This window comes from Streptomyces sp. NPDC060031, assembly GCF_042736805.1.
Lineage (GTDB): Bacteria > Actinomycetota > Actinomycetes > Streptomycetales > Streptomycetaceae > Streptomyces.
In genome coordinates, this window is sequence record NZ_JBHWVM010000046.1 from 31542 (window position 1) to 46888 (window position 15347).

The 15347-nt window shown below is 72.0% G+C and carries 16 protein-coding genes; 5 read left to right on the top strand and 11 right to left on the bottom strand.

Going from position 1 to position 15347, the window contains the following annotated elements:
* Positions 1-16: 16 nt before the first annotated feature.
* The 3 genes from ACFWB8_RS21145 to ACFWB8_RS21155 form a co-directional block, all read right to left on the bottom strand.
* Positions 17-625 carry a LuxR C-terminal-related transcriptional regulator gene (locus ACFWB8_RS21145; protein ID WP_385229028.1) on the bottom strand — a complete coding sequence of 203 codons (609 nt, stop codon included), beginning with the start codon at positions 623-625 and terminating at the stop codon, positions 17-19.
* Between the two features lie 160 nt (positions 626-785).
* On the bottom strand, positions 786-1604 hold the full coding sequence (locus tag ACFWB8_RS21150) for a DUF1206 domain-containing protein (protein WP_385229031.1): 819 nt from the start codon (positions 1602-1604) through the stop codon (positions 786-788).
* Positions 1605-1609: 5 nt separating this feature from the next.
* Positions 1610-2059, bottom strand: a complete 450-nt coding sequence (locus tag ACFWB8_RS21155; RefSeq protein ID WP_385229034.1) for an SRPBCC family protein — start codon at positions 2057-2059, stop codon at positions 1610-1612.
* 236 nt (positions 2060-2295) lie between these two features.
* Between ACFWB8_RS21155 and ACFWB8_RS21160 the strand changes: the two genes are divergently transcribed.
* The 3 genes from ACFWB8_RS21160 to ACFWB8_RS21170 are packed head-to-tail and all read left to right on the top strand — an operon-like array spanning position 2296 to position 3910.
* Positions 2296-3384: a mechanosensitive ion channel family protein gene (locus ACFWB8_RS21160; RefSeq protein ID WP_385229037.1), complete on the top strand. Its 1089-nt coding sequence runs from the start codon at positions 2296-2298 to the stop codon at positions 3382-3384.
* Positions 3381-3791, top strand: coding sequence for a VOC family protein (locus ACFWB8_RS21165; RefSeq protein ID WP_385229040.1), 411 nt, complete (start codon positions 3381-3383; stop codon positions 3789-3791). The genes ACFWB8_RS21160 and ACFWB8_RS21165 overlap by 4 nt, the downstream gene beginning before the upstream one ends.
* The gene (locus ACFWB8_RS21170) at positions 3788-3910 is read left to right on the top strand and encodes a hypothetical protein (RefSeq protein WP_385229043.1); all 123 of its coding nucleotides are present in this window, start codon (positions 3788-3790) and stop codon (positions 3908-3910) included. Before ACFWB8_RS21165 ends, ACFWB8_RS21170 begins: the two co-directional genes overlap by 4 nt.
* A 42-nt stretch (positions 3911-3952) precedes the next feature.
* On the opposite strand, the gene ACFWB8_RS21175 is transcribed toward ACFWB8_RS21170, so the two are convergent.
* The 8 genes from ACFWB8_RS21175 to ACFWB8_RS21210 all read right to left on the bottom strand — a co-directional run bounded on the left by ACFWB8_RS21175 (position 3953) and on the right by ACFWB8_RS21210 (position 14330).
* Entirely contained in the window at positions 3953-5038 is a 1086-nt protein-coding gene (locus tag ACFWB8_RS21175; protein WP_385229045.1) for a MerR family transcriptional regulator, read from the bottom strand.
* Positions 5039-5136: 98 nt separating this feature from the next.
* Positions 5137-6018 carry an ABC transporter substrate-binding protein gene (locus ACFWB8_RS21180; protein WP_385229109.1) on the bottom strand — a complete coding sequence of 294 codons (882 nt, stop codon included), beginning with the start codon at positions 6016-6018 and terminating at the stop codon, positions 5137-5139.
* 103 nt (positions 6019-6121) lie between these two features.
* Entirely contained in the window at positions 6122-8185 is a 2064-nt protein-coding gene (locus ACFWB8_RS21185; RefSeq protein WP_385229048.1) for an ABC transporter permease subunit, read from the bottom strand.
* A gap of 52 nt (positions 8186-8237) precedes the next feature.
* A complete protein-coding gene (locus ACFWB8_RS21190) occupies positions 8238-9350 on the bottom strand; it encodes a glycine betaine/L-proline ABC transporter ATP-binding protein (protein WP_385229051.1) in 1113 nt (370 codons plus the stop codon).
* Positions 9347-10918, bottom strand: a complete 1572-nt coding sequence (locus ACFWB8_RS21195) for a GMC family oxidoreductase (RefSeq protein ID WP_385229054.1) — start codon at positions 10916-10918, stop codon at positions 9347-9349. The genes ACFWB8_RS21190 and ACFWB8_RS21195 overlap by 4 nt, the downstream gene beginning before the upstream one ends.
* A 16-nt stretch (positions 10919-10934) precedes the next feature.
* Positions 10935-12419 carry an aldehyde dehydrogenase family protein gene (locus ACFWB8_RS21200; protein ID WP_385229057.1) on the bottom strand — a complete coding sequence of 495 codons (1485 nt, stop codon included), beginning with the start codon at positions 12417-12419 and terminating at the stop codon, positions 10935-10937.
* 283 nt (positions 12420-12702) lie between these two features.
* Positions 12703-13917, bottom strand: coding sequence for a serine hydrolase domain-containing protein (locus ACFWB8_RS21205; RefSeq protein WP_385229060.1), 1215 nt, complete (start codon positions 13915-13917; stop codon positions 12703-12705).
* Positions 13918-14003: 86 nt separating this feature from the next.
* The gene (locus ACFWB8_RS21210) at positions 14004-14330 is read right to left on the bottom strand and encodes a hypothetical protein (protein WP_385229063.1); all 327 of its coding nucleotides are present in this window, start codon (positions 14328-14330) and stop codon (positions 14004-14006) included.
* Between the two features lie 243 nt (positions 14331-14573).
* Between ACFWB8_RS21210 and ACFWB8_RS21215 the strand changes: the two genes are divergently transcribed.
* Together ACFWB8_RS21215 and ACFWB8_RS21220 are read left to right on the top strand one after the other, a co-directional pair.
* Positions 14574-14810 (top strand): hypothetical protein, encoded by a 237-nt coding sequence (locus ACFWB8_RS21215; RefSeq protein WP_385229065.1) that lies wholly within the window; start codon positions 14574-14576, stop codon positions 14808-14810.
* 200 nt (positions 14811-15010) lie between these two features.
* Positions 15011-15286: an isoamylase early set domain-containing protein gene (locus ACFWB8_RS21220; RefSeq protein ID WP_385229068.1), complete on the top strand. Its 276-nt coding sequence runs from the start codon at positions 15011-15013 to the stop codon at positions 15284-15286.
* Positions 15287-15347: the final 61 nt, after the last annotated feature.

The window sequence follows — 15347 nt, forward strand, 5'->3', positions numbered from 1 at the left end:
CCGCGGCGGCCTCGGATCAGACCCAGCCCGCCCCCTGGGATATCCGGATCGCGTCGATGAGGTTGCGGCCGCCGGTCTTGCGGGTCGCCGCCGCCATGTAGTTGCGTACCGTCCCGCTCGCCAGGTGCAGGGTGCGGGCGATCTCGGCGATGGAATCGCCCTCCGCGGCCCGGGCCAGCACGCTGAGTTCCCGCGGGCTCAGCGGCACGGGGTCGGCCTCCATGAAGGCGGAAGCCAGCGAGGCGTCGACGAACCGTTCTCCCGCGGCGACCTTGCGGACGGCCCGTACGAGCCGTCCCGGTGACCCGTCCTTGTCGACGTAGCCGCGGGCCTCGGCCCGGAAGGCCCGGTGCAGGGCGCCGGGTGCGCCGGTCGACGCGAGGACCAGGACCGGGGACGGGGACGCGAGGACCTGCCGGTCCGCGCGTCCGTCGTCCGCCAGAACGGCCGTCGTCCCCGGACAGTCGAGGTCGACGACCGTCACGTCTGGTCGTAAGGCCTCGGCCTGGCGCGCCCCGGCACGCCACCCCGCCGATGTGACCTCGAAGGGCCCTTCCGATCTCAGCAGGGCGGCCAGGGCCGACCTGACCAGGCTGACGCTGTGCAGGACGAGGATCTTCGTCATGGTGTGCTCTCCTCGGTGGACGAACCAACGGCACCACGCGGGTGCCCCCGTACAGGGGTGATGGAACGTCACTTCGGGGAGTCATGCAGGCGCGTACGCCAACTTGGCCGAGATTCCCAAGGATTCCGCTTCCCTTCGGCGGGTATCCCCCTTGCCGGAATCAGACCTCGCGCCACCGGGCCATGGCCCAGGAGAACAGCCCGAAGAGCATCAGCCCGACGGCGACCACGACCAGCAGCCACGGCCCCGCCGCGGTGTGGGTGAACGACCTCAGGGTGTCGTCCAGCCCCTTCGCCTGCGTGGGGTCGTAGTGCAGCGCCGCGTACACCACGAAGCCTCCGGCCGCCGCGAACACGGCTCCCCGGGCCAGGCCACCGGTCACTCCGAGGAAGTCGACGGCCTTGCGGCACCGTGCCGAGACCCCGGCCATGGCGAGGTGCTTGCGGAAGCTGCGCCGCGCCGCCTGCACCGCGATGACCACCCCCGCGATGCCGATCCCGAGTCCGGCGGCCCCCACCAGCCACTGGCCGGCGGGCAGGTCCAGCGCCTTCGCCGTCACATCGCGCGACTGTTCGTCGCCGGAGCGGCCGCCGCCCGCCGAGAACGTGAGTACGGAGTAGGCCACCACGGCGTAGAAGACGCACCGGGCCGCCGAGGCCAGCCGTTTCACGGGCTCGTCACCGTCGGGCCCGGCCGCCCCGAACAACGCCTCCGACAGACGCCACAGCGTCATGCCGACGAGACCCATGCCCACGGCCCAGATGAGGACACCGCCGAAGGGCTTTCCCGCGAGCTCCTGGAGGGCGCCCTGCCGGTCGGCCTCCTTGTCGCCGCCGCCGAAGGCGACGCGCAGCGCCAGCATCCCGATCAGCACGTACAGCACCCCGCGCGCCAGCAGCCCGCACCGGGCCGTGACCTCCCGGATCCCGCCGCCCCGGGACGCGGCCCGGGTGCCCCTGCTCGCGGCCCCGATTCTCATCGCGGTCAGACCTCGCCCCGCCACGCGCCGGTCTCGAACCCGCGCGATTCGATGAACAGCTTGAACCGCTTCAGGTCACCCACGACCTGGCGTTTGACGAAGCCGAGCTTGTCGGCGGCCGCCTCGGCCAGGCCTTCGGGCACCCAGTTCATGTGCAGGACGACCTTGGTGGTGGTCGCGTCGATCGGCTGGAAGGTGACGAGCCCGGCCTGGCGGGTCTCCCCGCCGACCGTCATCCACGCGACGCGCCGGTCCGGGAGCTGCTCGGTGATCTGAGCGTCGAACTCGCGCTGCACACCGTTCACGTTCGTCACCCAGTGGGTGAGCGTGTCCGTGCGCTGCTCGATGCGCTCCACCCCCTCCATGAAGGCGGGGAACTGCTCGAACTGCGTCCACTGGTTGTAGGCCATCCGTACGGGGACGTTGACCTCTACATACTCCTCGACGTGCGACATGTGCACCCCTTCCGTGTCGTCGGCGGCCCGGCACCCCGAGCGGTGCGGGCCGTCCGGCAGGACGTCTTGACGCGCGGTTACCCACCCCTGAGAAGCCCATGCACAGGCCCCGAGCAGCGCTGCGGCCCTGCGGACTTGCGGACTTGCGGGCCTGCGGCTCGCGCGCCCCTTGTGTCAGCTCCTTCCCCCGGGGCACGCGCGGGGAAGTCCGTGCCGTCTACATCCGCTGGGGAGACATGAACAGCGTCGTTCTCTTGCCGACCGTCCTGGGAGGCTCGGTCCTGGTGACCGCCGCGTCCGGATGGGCCGTCGACCTGCTGCTGCGCCGAGCCGACGCACGGCACCCCGAAACGCCCCTGTGGCACCTGCTGCGCCGCTGCCGCCGCGCCCTGCAGATCGTGCTGCTCGCCGCGCTGCTCAGGGGCGCCTACCGGCACACCGCGTGGCCGCCGCTGCAGGACAACGCGGCCACCGTGGGCCGGATCCTCTCACTCACCCTGATCGGAGCGGGGGCCTGGCTGATCGTGGCGGTGTCCTCCGCCGCCGTCGAGTCGGGGTACGCCCGCTACGCCACCGGCACCCGCGACCCGGCCCGGGTGCGCCGGGTCCGTACCCAGGTGACGCTGATGACACGGGTCGTGACGGTCGTCGTGGCCGTCGTCGCGATCGCCGCGATGCTCCTCACCTTCCCGAGCTTCCGCGCGCTCGGCACCTCCGTGCTCGCCTCCGCCGGGATCATCGGAATCGTGGCCGGCGTCGCCGCCCAGTCCACCCTCGGCAACCTCTTCGCCGGCTTCCAGATCGCCTTCGGCGACATGGTGCGCATCGGCGACACGGTGGTGGTGGCGGGCGAGTGGGGGCTGGTCGAGGACATCACCCTCACCTACCTCGCCGTACGCACCTGGGACGAACGCCGGATCACCATGCCCGTTTCGTACTTCACCACCCGCCCCTTCGAGAACTGGTCCCGCGGCGGCGCCCAGATGACCGGCACCGCCTTCCTCCACTGCGACCACAGCGCGCCCGTCGACCTGATGCGCGACAAGGCCCACGAGATCCTTCACAACTGCCCGGAGTGGGACGGCCGCGGCTGGGACCTCTCCGTCACCGAGACGACGCCCTCCACCATCGTGGTGCGGGTCATCGTCACCGCCAAGGACGCCGACGACCTGTGGACGGTGCGCTGCGCGGTACGGGAGCAATTGATCGCCTGGCTGGTGGCGAAGCACCCGGACGCCCTGCCCCGCATCCTCGTGGACCCGGCACCGGGAGCGGAAACCGCCGAGCGTGTACGGGCGGCGACGCAGGGCACACGCGGTGCATGACCGTACTCAAGACAAGCGTTCTCGTCCTGGACTGCGCCGAACCCGAGTCCCTGTCCCGGTTCTACGCCGAACTGCTCGGCGCCACGGCGGGCCCGGCCGGCGGCGACGCGGAGCTGTTCCTCGTCACCGGCCACACCGGAGTGCTCCTCGGAATCCGCCGCGATCCGCACCACCTGCCGCCGAGCTGGCCGCCGCCGGAGGACTCGCAGCAGGCGCACCTGCGGATCCTGGTGGCCGAGGACTCGCTCGACGAAGCCGAGCGCGAGGCCGTGGCCCTCGGCGCCCGCCCGGTGACGGCGGAGGAGGACGGCACCCGCCCGGACAGCCGCACGACACTGCGCCGGTACACCGATCCGGCGGGGCACTCGTTCGTCCTCGCGGCCGTCGCGGGCAGGAGCGCGTCATGACCTCGCATCAGCTCACCTCGCTGTCCCTGGCCCCGGCGCCCGGCCCGGCATGGGTGCACCTGCTCGTCATCGCCTTCTCGCTGATCGTCCTGGTGCGCTCCCTCGCCCGGCACCGGTAGCACCTGGCCGAGGGTCCGCGGCCCGATCAGACCGCCAAGGCCTCAGGGTTCCAGGCGGACGGGCATCAGTACGGAAAAGGTCCCCTCGGTGTCGGTCCGGCGGATCGCCAGCGGCGCCGTGGAAGCGCCGAACTCCAGAACCAGCCGGTCCCGGGCTCCGGCGGCGAGGGCGTCCAGGAGGAAGCCGCGGTTGACGGCGACGCGGTCCTGGCCGTCGTCACCGTCCTCGCAGACGGTCACCACACCGTCGGCCGACACCTTGAGGACGCTGAGCTCACAGGACGCCACCCCGTCCTGCTCGCGCGCCTCGCCCGCGCGGACGGGCCCGGTTTCCACCGCCTTGCGGAGAGCCGGGACATCGACCAGGGCGCGGCGCCCGGCAGGCAGGCGAACGAGGCGACGGTAGTCAGGGAAGTCGTGGTCGAGGCACTGGCCGGCCGCCTGGCGGCCCCCCGCCTCCAAGGCCACGCGGTCACCCTCCACGGTGAGCTGGACGGACGCGTCGTCACTCAGCAGCGCCCGCATCGCGTCGGCGAGCGGGGACGGCACGATCACCTGCACTCGGGGTCCGCCATGCCCGGCGCCACCGGCCCGTGCCACAGCCATCCGGTACCGGTCGCTGGCCACGACATGGAGCGCCTCACCCTCGATGTCGAACAGGACACCGCCGAGCATCGGCAGCTCCGGGTCGGTACTGGCCGCGAAGCGGACCGCGTCCAAGGCGGCGGCCAGATCGGGCGCGGAAAGCGCCAGCCGGACGGTGTCGGTACGGAGCGCAGTCATGGGGTTCTCCCTGCGTTCGAGAAGCGTTCGGACCGTGGAGAACTCATTGCGGGCATCGGACAACCCCACTTCGAGACGGCGCAGATGCGCCTGGAGCAGCTTCCGCACCAGATCGGTGTCCGCACCGGACCAGCCGGCCAGGACCAGCCGAATGTCCGCCAGCGGCATGCCAGCCCGGCGCAGCCGGGCCAGCAACCGCGACTCTTCGAGCTGCTCCGGGCCGTACCAGCGGTAGCCGCTCACCGGATCCACCCAGGCAGGGACCAGCACGCCGGCACGGTCGTAGAACCGCAGCGCGCTCACGCTCAGTCCACTGTCCCGGGCCATCTCACCGATACTGCGCATCTCGCTCTCCACACCCGGAACTCTGAGCCCTCGACCAAGTCGAGGGTCAATCCCAACCGACGACGATCCGACCAGTTCGCGTCAGCGCGGGGAGCGGATCAGCGCACCCACGGCTTCCACACCTGCTCGTTGCGCTCCACCCACTTCTTCGCCGCCTCCTCCGGAGGCAGCTTCTCCTCGGCGATCATCAGGGCCACCTCGTTCTGCTCCTCGACGCTCCAGTGGAACTTCTTCAGGAAGTCCGCCGCCTTCCCGCCCGCCTCCGCGAAGCGGGTGTTCAGGTACTTCTGCAGCGGCGTGTGGGGATAGGCGCACGCGACCTTCGCCGGGTCGGCGTCGCAGCCCTCCTGGTACTCCGGCAGCCGCACCTCCGTCATCGGGACCCGCTCGAACAGCCACTGCGGCTTGTACCAGTAGGTCAGGAACGGCTTGTGCTCCTTCGCGAACTGCCGGATCTGAGTGATCTGCGCGGCCTCCGACCCGGCGAAGACGACCTCGAAGTCGAGGCCGAGGTTCTTCACCAGCGCCTTGTCGTTCGTGACGTAGGACGGAGAGCCGTCCATCAGCTGGCCCTTGCCGCGGCTCTCGGCGGTGCCCAGCTGGTCGGCGTACTTGTCGAGGTTCTTCCAGTCGGTGACGTCCGGATGCGCCTCGGCGAAGTACGTCGGGACGAACCAGCCGATGTGGCCGCTCACGCCGAGATCGCCCCCGGGCGTGATCGTCTTCTTGTCCTTGACGTAGCGCTTCTCCTGCTCCGGGTGGCCCCAGTCCTCCAGGATCGCGTCGACCCTGCCCTGGCTGAGGGCGTCCCACGCGGGGACCTCGTCCACCTGGACGGTGTCGACGCGGTACCCGAGCTCGTGTTCCAGCAGGTAGGCGGCGACGGCGGTGTTCGCCTGCGCGCCGACCCACGACTGCACGGAGAGGGTGACGGTCTTCGCGCCCTGCGCGGCGGCGTACGGGGAGGCCTGGCGGGTCATGTCGGCCGCGCCGCAACCGGTGAGCACGGCCAGGGCCGTACCGGCGGTGAGTGCGGCGGCGACGCGCCGGCCCCGGACGGGTCCGTGGTGTCGGATCCGCATGTCAGGCCTCCTTCGTGGGCTGGGTGACGCGGTCGAGCATCAGGCCGAGGCAGACGATGGCGGCGCCCGCCACCAGACCGGTGGCCAAGTCGCCCTGGGCCAGGCCGAGTACGACGTCGTAGCCGAGCGCGCCCCCGCCGACCAGACCGCCGATGATCACGACGGCGAGGACCAGGACCACCGCCTGATTGACGGCCAGCAGCAACGCGGGCCGAGCCAGCGGAAGTTGTACCTGCCGCAGTTGCTGCGATCCGGTGGCGCCGAGCGAGCGGGCGGACTCCATGGCCGCCGGACTCACCTCACGCAGGCCCTCGGTGGTGATGCGCACCACGGCGGGCAGCGCGTACACGACGGCAGCGGCGGCGGCCGGGGCGCGGCCGACACCGAACAGCGCGACCACCGGGATGAGGTAGACGAACTGCGGCATGGTCTGGCAGATGTCGAGCACCGGTCGGAGCAGGCGCTGCGCGCGCTCGCTGCGGGCGGCGCCGACGGCGATCGCGAACCCGAGGACGAGGGTGACGGCGACGGCCGCCAGCACCTGCGAGAGGGTGTCGAGGGAGGGCTCCCACACGCCCAGCACGCCGATCGCGGCCAGGGCCAGTACAGCGGTCAGGCTGGTACGCCAGGTACCGACGAGCAGGCCCAGCGCGCCGACCAGGAGAAGGAGCAGCCACCAGGGCGCGGCCTGCAGGCCGGAGCGCAGGGGGTCGAGGATCCAGCCGGTGAAGCGTGCCGCCCAGTCGGCGGTGCCGCCGACGACGGGCACCCCGGAGTACAGGTGATCGGTCATCCAGGCGACGGCCCGGTTGACGGGCTCCGCGATCGGCACGGTCCAGGACCCGGGCCACAGGGAGGTGCCCGCGATCCGGCCCGCGATCGCGGCGGCGACGGCCGCGAGGAGGGTGAGCAGCCGCCCGTACCAGCCCGCGAACACCCGCCGCAGCAGGGGCTGCCGGGCCGAGGGCACCGGGGCGGCGCCCAGGCGGCTGCCCGCCGCGTCGGCGGTGCGGTCGAGGACCACCGCGAGCAGCACGATCGGGATGCCGGCGGCGAGCGCCGCGCCGACGTCGACCGAGGCGAGGGCCTGGTAGACCCGGTCGCCGAGGCCGCCCGCACCGATCACGGAGGCGATGACGGCCATCGACAGCGCCATCATGATGGCCTGGTTGACGCCGAGCAGGAGCTGCCGGCGGGCGAGCGGGAGCCGCGCGGTCAGGAGGCGCTGACGCCCGGTCGCGCCGAGCGAGGCCGCGGCCTCCAGCACCCCGGCGTCGGCCTCGCGCAGGCCGAGCGCGGTGAGCCGGGCCATCGGCGGGGCCGCGTACACCACGGTGGCGAGGACGGCGGCGGGCACGCCGATGCCGAAGACCAGAACCATCGGCAGCAGGTACGCGAAGGCGGGCAGCACCTGCATGGTGTCGAGGACCGGACGCAGCGCGCGGTCGGCCCGCGGCGAGAGCCCGGCGGCGAGGCCGAGGAGGGCGCCGACCACGACGGAGGCGGCGACGGCCACGACCATCAGCGCGAGGGTCTGCATCGTCGGCACCCACATGCCGAGCAGCCCGCACGCGGCGAAGGCGGCCACGCACGTGAGGGCGAGCCGGACGCCCGCCAGGCGCAGGGCGATCAGCCCGGCCAGGGCGGTGACGCCCATCCAGCCGGCGGCCAGCAGGACGACGTACACCGCGCGGACGGACACCACCACGGCGTTGCTGACGTGCCCGAAGAAGTAGAGGAAGAGCGGGTGGCCGTCCCGGTTGTCGATGATCCAGTCGCCGGCCCGGCCGAGCGGCCCGGACAGGTCGACGGCCAGGGCGGCGGGCCAGCTCCCGGCGCCCGGGAAGAGCAGCGCGAGGGGGAGCAGTGCCACGGCGAAGACGGCGAGGGGCAGGACCCTGCGGCCGGCGCCGTGGCGGAGCCGGGCTTTCAGTCGGACGCCGGGCGTCGCCGCGGCGGGGGACCGGGCGAGACCGGGCTGTTCGCCCCCGCCCGACCGGTCCGGCCGCCCGCAACGGCCCTGATCTTCGGGCTCCCGTACGGGGGGCGCGGTGGCCGCGGTCATCCGCACCACCTCCGGGCGCCGGGGACAAGGACAGCGCAGCGGGCTGGGCGCGTCATGCCGCCACCCCCCGCCCGTTCGAGGCCGGAAGACCGGCCACCACGGCGAGCAGTCCCGCGTCGTCCACGACACCCAGGCACCGGCCGTGGTCCACGACCCGCGCCGGGCCGCCGCTGCGGGCGACGGCCTCGATGGCCTCCGCCACCGTCGTGGCGGGGGTGAGCGCGGGCCCCTGTTCGGCCTCACCGGCCGCCACAGGGCGCATCGCGGTGCGTACGGTGAGGACCTGCTCGCGCGGCACGTCGCGGATGAAGTCCCGTACGTAGTCGTCGGCGGGCGAGCCCACGATCTCCTCGGGGGTTCCGAGCTGCACGATCCGGCCGTCGCGCATCAGCGCGATCCGGTCGCCCAGGCGCAGCGCCTCCGACAGGTCGTGGGTGATGAAGACCATCGTGCGGCCCTCGTCGTGGTGGAGCCGGGCCACCTCGTCCTGCATCTCGCGGCGGATCAGCGGATCGAGCGCGCTGAACGGCTCGTCGAACAAGAGCACTTCCGGGTCGGCGGCCAGGGCGCGCGCGAGACCGACACGCTGCTGCTGGCCGCCGGACAGCTGACTTGGCCGACGGTCCTCGAGGCCGTCGAGTCCGACCTTGGCCACCATCTCGGCCGCCTTCGCGCGCCGGTCGGGGCGGCTCATGCCCTGGATCTCCAGGCCGTAGGCGACGTTGTCGATGACGGTGCGGTGCGGCAGCAGGCCGAAATGCTGGAAGACCATGGCGGCGCGATGGCGGCGCAGCTCGCGCAGACGGGCCGCGTCCATGGCGAGGACGTCCTCGCCGTCGATGGCGAGGGATCCGGCCGTGGGCTCGATCAGCCGGGTCAGACAGCGCACCAACGTGGACTTGCCCGAGCCGGACAGTCCCATGACCACGAAGACCTCGCCCTTGCGGACGTCGAAGGTGACGTCGCGGACGGCGGCCGTGCAGCCGGTCCGCTCGCGCAGTTCGGCGGCGGGCAGCGCGGCGTGCTCGGAGCCCGGCACCAGGGCGGCCTTGCGCGCGGGGCCGAAGACCTTCCACAGGCCCTGGACGCGGAAGACGGGAGCGCCGTCGGCGCCGGGGGTGTCGCCCGCCGCGGCCCCGGCGGAGTCGGTGTGAACCGTGGTCACCGGACCTCACCCGCCAGCAGCTCGGCGGCCTTCTCGCCGACCATGAGTACTCCGATCATCGGGTTGACCGCGGGCATCGTCGGGAAGACGGAGGCGTCCGCGATGCGAATCCCCTCGAGGCCGCGCACCTTCAAGTCCGGTCCCACGACCGCGGTTTCGTCGTCGGCGGCGCCCATCTTGCAGGTGCCCGCGGGGTGGTAGACGGTGTGCGCCACCGAACGGGCGTACGCACTGAGGGCTTCGTCGTCGGTGATCTCGGGACCCGGGCAGACCTCTCGCTTCAGCCATCCGGCGAGCGGTTCGGCCGCGGCGATCCGGCGGGCCAGCTTGATGCCGTCCACCAGGGTCCGGCCGTCGTAGTCGTCCTCATCGGTGAAGTAGCGGAAGTCGAGGGCGGGTTTGACCTCAGGGTCCGCGCTGGTGAGGAAAAGACGGCCGCGGCTGCGCGGCTTGGGAATGTTCGGGGTCAACGACACGCCGTGCGCGGGGCGTTCGTAGCCGATCCGCTCCGGATTGTCGGTGAACGGGACCTGGTAGAAGTGGAACATCAGGTCCGGCCCCGGGGAGTCCGGGTCGCGCCGGACGAAGAGTCCCGCGTCGCTGTCCATGGCCGAGTTCTCGGGGATCGGGCCGTCCGTCTCCCAGACGATCACGGACTCCGGGTGGTCGAGGAGGTTCTCGCCGACGCCGGGCAGATCGTGGACCGGGGGTATGCCGAGGGCCTCCAGGTCCTCGCGGGGGCCTATGCCGGAGTGCAGCAGCAGTCGCGGGGTGTCCACGGCGCCCGCGCACACCAGAACCTCGCGGCGGGCGGTGATCAGCGACTTCGAGCCGTCGGCGGCACGGACGTGGACGCCGCGGGCCCGGGTGCCGTCCAGCTCCAGGCGGCACGCCCAGGTCTCCAGCAGGAGCCGCAGGTTGGGACGGTCGTCCATGACCGGGTGGAGGTACGCCACCGAGGCCGACGAACGCTTGTTGTCCTCGGGGTGGTAGGCGAGGTCGAAGAAGCCGACGCCCTCGTGGAACGGCTTCCGGTTGAAACCCTCCACGCCGGGAACGCCCAGCGCGCTCTGGGCCGCGTCCACGAAGTCGCGGGCGATGGCGTTGCGGTCCGCCTCGGCGACCGGCACGATGTTGTTGAGGAGCCGGTCGAAGTACGGCTCCATGGCAGCCGCGTGCCATCCTTCGGCGCCCGCCTGCGACCACTCGTCCCAGTCGGACGGGAGCGGCTTGAAGGCGATGAGGGTGTTGTGCGAGGAGCAGCCGCCCAGGACGCGGGCCCGGCTGTGCCTGATGTGCGAATTGCCGCGCGGCTGCTCGGTGGTGGGGTAGTCGTAGTCGAGCTCGCCGCCGAGCAGGCCCATCCATCGGCGCAGGGTGAGCACATCGGGGCGGTCGACGTCGCTCGGACCGCCCTCGATGACGGCGACGGTGACGTCCGGGTCCTCGGTCAGGCGGGACGCGATCACCGAGCCGGCGGTGCCGCCGCCGACGATGACGTAGTCGTACTCGTGCTCCTGCTCCCGCTCGTGGTGGTGTTCGAGGTGGTGCGTGGTGGTCGTGCTCATGTGTCTCCTGCCTCCGTCAGCCCGCGAACCAGCGCACGGGGCGCGGAGCGAGGTTCTGGTACACGTGCTTGGCCTCGCGGTACTCGGCCAGGCCGGACGGGCCGAGCTCGCGCCCGATGCCGGACTTCCCGAAGCCGCCCCACTCGGCCTGCGGCAGGTAGGGGTGGAAGTCGTTGATCCAGACCGTGCCGTGCCGCAGCCGGCCGGCCACCCGGCGGGCGCGGCTCTGGTCCGCCGTCCAGACGCCGCCCGCGAGCCCGTACTCGGTGTCGTTGGCGAGCGCGACGGCCTCGTCCTCGGTACGGAAGGTCTCGACGGTCAGCACCGGCCCGAAGACCTCTTCGCGTACGACGCGCATGCCGCGGTGGCAGCGGTCCAGGACCGTGGGGCGGTAGAAGTACCCCGGGCCGTCGGGCCGTTCGCCCCCGGCGCGCAGCGTGGCGCCCTCGGCGAGCGCGGAGGCGACGTAGGACTCGGTCCGCGCCAGCTGGGCGGCGGAGACCAGCGGACCGCATTCCACGCCCGGGTCGGTGCCGCGGCCGATGCGGATCTTCTCGGCGCGGCGGGCGAGTTCGGCGACGAAGCGCTCGCGCAGCGACTCCTCGACGATCAGGCGCGAGCCGGCCGAGCAGACCTGGCCGCTGTGCATGAAGGCGGCGTTGAGAGCCTGGTCGACGGCGGTGTCGAAGCCGTCCGCGGTGGCGCAGGCGTCGGCGAAGACGACGTTGGGGTTCTTGCCGCCGAGTTCGAGGGCGACCTTCTTGACCGTGTCGGCAGCCGCGCGCATGACCTTCGTACCGCTGGTGAGGCCGCCGGTGAAGGAGACCAGGTCCACATCGGGGTGGGCGGCCAGGCGGGCGCCGACCGGATCGCCGGCGCCGGTGACGAGATTGGCGACTCCGGCGGGCAGCCCCGCCTCCACCAGCAGCTCGATCAGAGCCACGGTGGTCAGCGGGGTGATCTCGCTCGGCTTGATCACGAAGGTGTTGCCCGCCGCCAGGGCAGGGGCGACCTTCCAGCTGGCCTGGAGCAGCGGGTAGTTCCACGGGGTGATCAGGGCGCACACCCCGACCGGCTCGTGGACGACGACACTGTGGATGTCGGGGGAACCGGCGTCCACGACCCGGCCCGCGCCCTCACCGATGACGAGGTCGGCGAAGTAGCGGAAGGCGTCGCTGACGCAGTCCACGTCGACGCGGCCCTCTTCGAGCGTCTTGCCCGCGTCCAGGCTCTCCAGGAGGCCGATGCGCTCGCGGTCACGCTGGAGCAGGTCGGCCGTGCGGCGCAGCAGCGCCGCACGCTCGGAGACCGGCGTGCCCGGCCACTCCCCGCCGTCGAACGCGGCCCGCGCGGCGCTGACCGCGGCGTCGACGTCGGCGGAGCCGCCTTCGGCGACCACGGCGAGGACGGTGGCGTCCACCGGATCCAGGACCTCCCTGGTGGCTCCCGAGGCCGCGGACCGCCAGGTCCCGCCGGTGTGGATGGTCTTTTGCTCGGACACGACGCGCTGTACCTCCGGTTCGCCGCCACCGCGGCGAACCCGCAATGATCTGGCACTTCGGCGCGCATGCCCTCTGCCCCGGAAGTCATGTCCCATCCGCCACTAGAAGTGACTGGAGTCACGTTCACGTTCACGTCCCGGAGCGGACGCCGGTCCCCGCTAGCTGCCGGAGCTCCGAGCCAGAGGCCCGTGCTGTGCGCGTTCGCGGCGGCGCTTTGGCCTGGGCGGCGTACGGGCCGCACCGCTCAGCGAGTGAGCGGCGCGGTGGGGTCCGGCGCCGAGGTCAGCGCATCTTGAGCGCCTGTTCGGGGGCGAGGGCCGCGGAGATGCGTTCGGCGATGGTCTGGGCCGAGTTGCCTTCGGGGCTCTTGGGGCCCTTCGTCACGGTGACGGATATCGAGAGCTTCTTCGGCGGCAGGTAGGCCTGTATGGCCGCGTAACCCGAGAACGACGGGTTCGTCAGGATCCAGCCGTTGACGACGATCACACCCAGCCCGAAGTGGTGGGCCGCCGTGTTGGTCAGGAGGCAGACGCTGGCCGGGCAGGAGGACGTCGCGTGGCCCAGGCCGACGGTGCCCGGATCGAGCTGGGTCCGGAAGGACTCCGCGGACACCAGCTCCCCGGTCCCGACGGCACGCGCAGACCGGTCGAGATCGCAGATGTCCTGCACGAGGACCGCACCGGGAGCGGTGGTCCACGAAGGGTTCCAGAAGGTGGACTCCTCGTAGGTGCCGCGCTCGGAGGTGAAGGCGTGCAGTACGGGGTCCGGGATCTGCGGCGTGTACTGGTTGCTGGTCTGGCTCAGCCCGAGCGGTTTCAACACGCGCTCCGTGAGCAGCCGTTCCAGCGGGAGGCCGCTGATCTTCTCCAGCGCGGCGCCGAGGAGCGCGAAGTTGGCGTGCGAGTAGCTCCAGTTGGTCCCCGGCTCGTACAGGAGCGGCTGACGCGTCGCGATTCCTATGACCTCGGCCGGTGTCCACGTGCGGAACGGCGCGGCCTCGAGCTCGGCGAGGAAGGCCGGGTCCGTGACGTAGTCGTGCAGACCGGACGTGGAGCTGCCGAGCATCCGCAGGGTGATCTCCGAGCCGTGCGGCAGGTCCGGCAGCCACCGGGACACCGGATCGTCGAGCGAGGCTTTGCCCTGCTCGACCAGCTGGAGCAGTACGGTGCCCATGTAGACGATGGCCACGGACCCCGTACGGAAGTGCATCGACGGCTCGGCCGGCACGCCCGTCATCGATGCGCCGAGAGCCGTGGTGAGCACCTCCCGGTCACCGGAGGACACCCGCAGGATCACCGAGTTCAGACCGAACTCCCGCTGGGACTGCTGAGCGATGGCGAGGATCTCGCGCGCGTCGCCCCGGGTGGGGCCGGGCGAGCTGACGCAGACCCCCGGCGCTGCCGCGGCCGGCGCCGGGCCGCCCGCAGCGTTCCCGGCCGGAAGGGCTGTACCCATCAGGCCGGCGATGCACAGCAAGACCGTACGCGTACGCCTCACGCCCCCAGTATGGAGGGGCCCGGCACCCGGTGCACTTGGTGCGGGCCGCCCTCACGATGACGGGGCGGGCAGGCTCTCCTCCTCGGTCACGGAGATGTGGCGGTCGCTCCTGCGGAAGGAACGGCGGGCGGTCTTGTGAGGGGAGTAGGGCCCGGTGCAAGCGGAGAGTCGCGCCATGCGGGCCGAGCGCCAGGGGCCCAGCCTTCGCCGGTGGAGGAGCAGATGACCTCCCGGTCGGGCGTGTCGCTGGTGTTCCGGTCCTGGGCGTGGACCCGGCCCTCGACCAGGGCGAGCAACTGGGCCACCAACACCGGGTCGTGGCAGCCGTCGCAGGCCCAGCGCCGCCCCAACACCCCGTGCTCCATGGTGCCGACGAGAGCGTGCTCCTGACCACGATGAACTCGAACGGCCATGCCGAAGCGTCTCTTCCGTTGAGCGAACACGGACGCTCACACCTTCCCAGGGGCGGACCAGCTCGCCGAGAGGGCATGGGCAGGCGCAGTATGTATGCGGGATGCATTCGGTGGAGCGTGATCGAAACCCGCACACGAACCACGGAGGGGCCATGGCCCTCGGCCGCTGAAGAGCCGCCGGGGAGAACGGCGTGCCGCGGCCGCCCCGCGTGGGCCCCGGCCGCGAAGTGGAGGCGAGCTTCCATGACCGAAGGCACGAGTCCCTACGTTTCCCCGGCGCGGGTCACCGTACTCGGCGTGCAGCCCGGCGACCCGCCGTTCCGCATCGTGGAGATCGACGGCGAGGTCGTCAGCACCGCCAGGTCCATGACGGACGTGATCTTCACCGCCGCGGCCCTCGGTATCACCATCCACGACCTTGACGACCCCGGCGAGGTCCGGTGGGTCGGCGGCAGCAAGTTCCACTGGAGGGCGCCCTGACCCGGCCACCCCGCTTCCGGCCGGCCGCTGCCTCCTCCGCGGATCGCACGTGATCGCAGGCAGATACGTTCCGGCACAGCGCCGGCCGAGTGAAGCTGCGGCGGCAGCGCGGGCGCGTCCGCCTCCGTGCCCGGGGCGGCGGTCCGAGCATGGGCACGCACAGCCCGTTCTGCCCGCCCTGCCGTCAGGAGCCCCTCCCCGTGCTCGAACGCAAGCAGCGCAAGGACCGCACCGAGGTCACCTTCGTCCTGCCCGCCGACACCCCGCCCGGCCCGGTCAGTGTTGTCGGCGACTTCAACGACTGGCAGCCCGGCACTCACACCCTGGCCCGGCGGCGCGACGGCATGCGTGCCGTCACCGTCGCCCTGCCCGGCAAGAGCGTCCACTCCTTCCGCTACCTGGCCGCAGGTGATTACTGGTTCAACGACGAGGCCGCCGACGCCCACGACGGAATCAACAGCCGCCTGTACACCTGACAGCCGCACCCCCTGGGCGCGCAGGGACGAGCCGTACCTCCCGCTCCGCTGGAGGTACGGC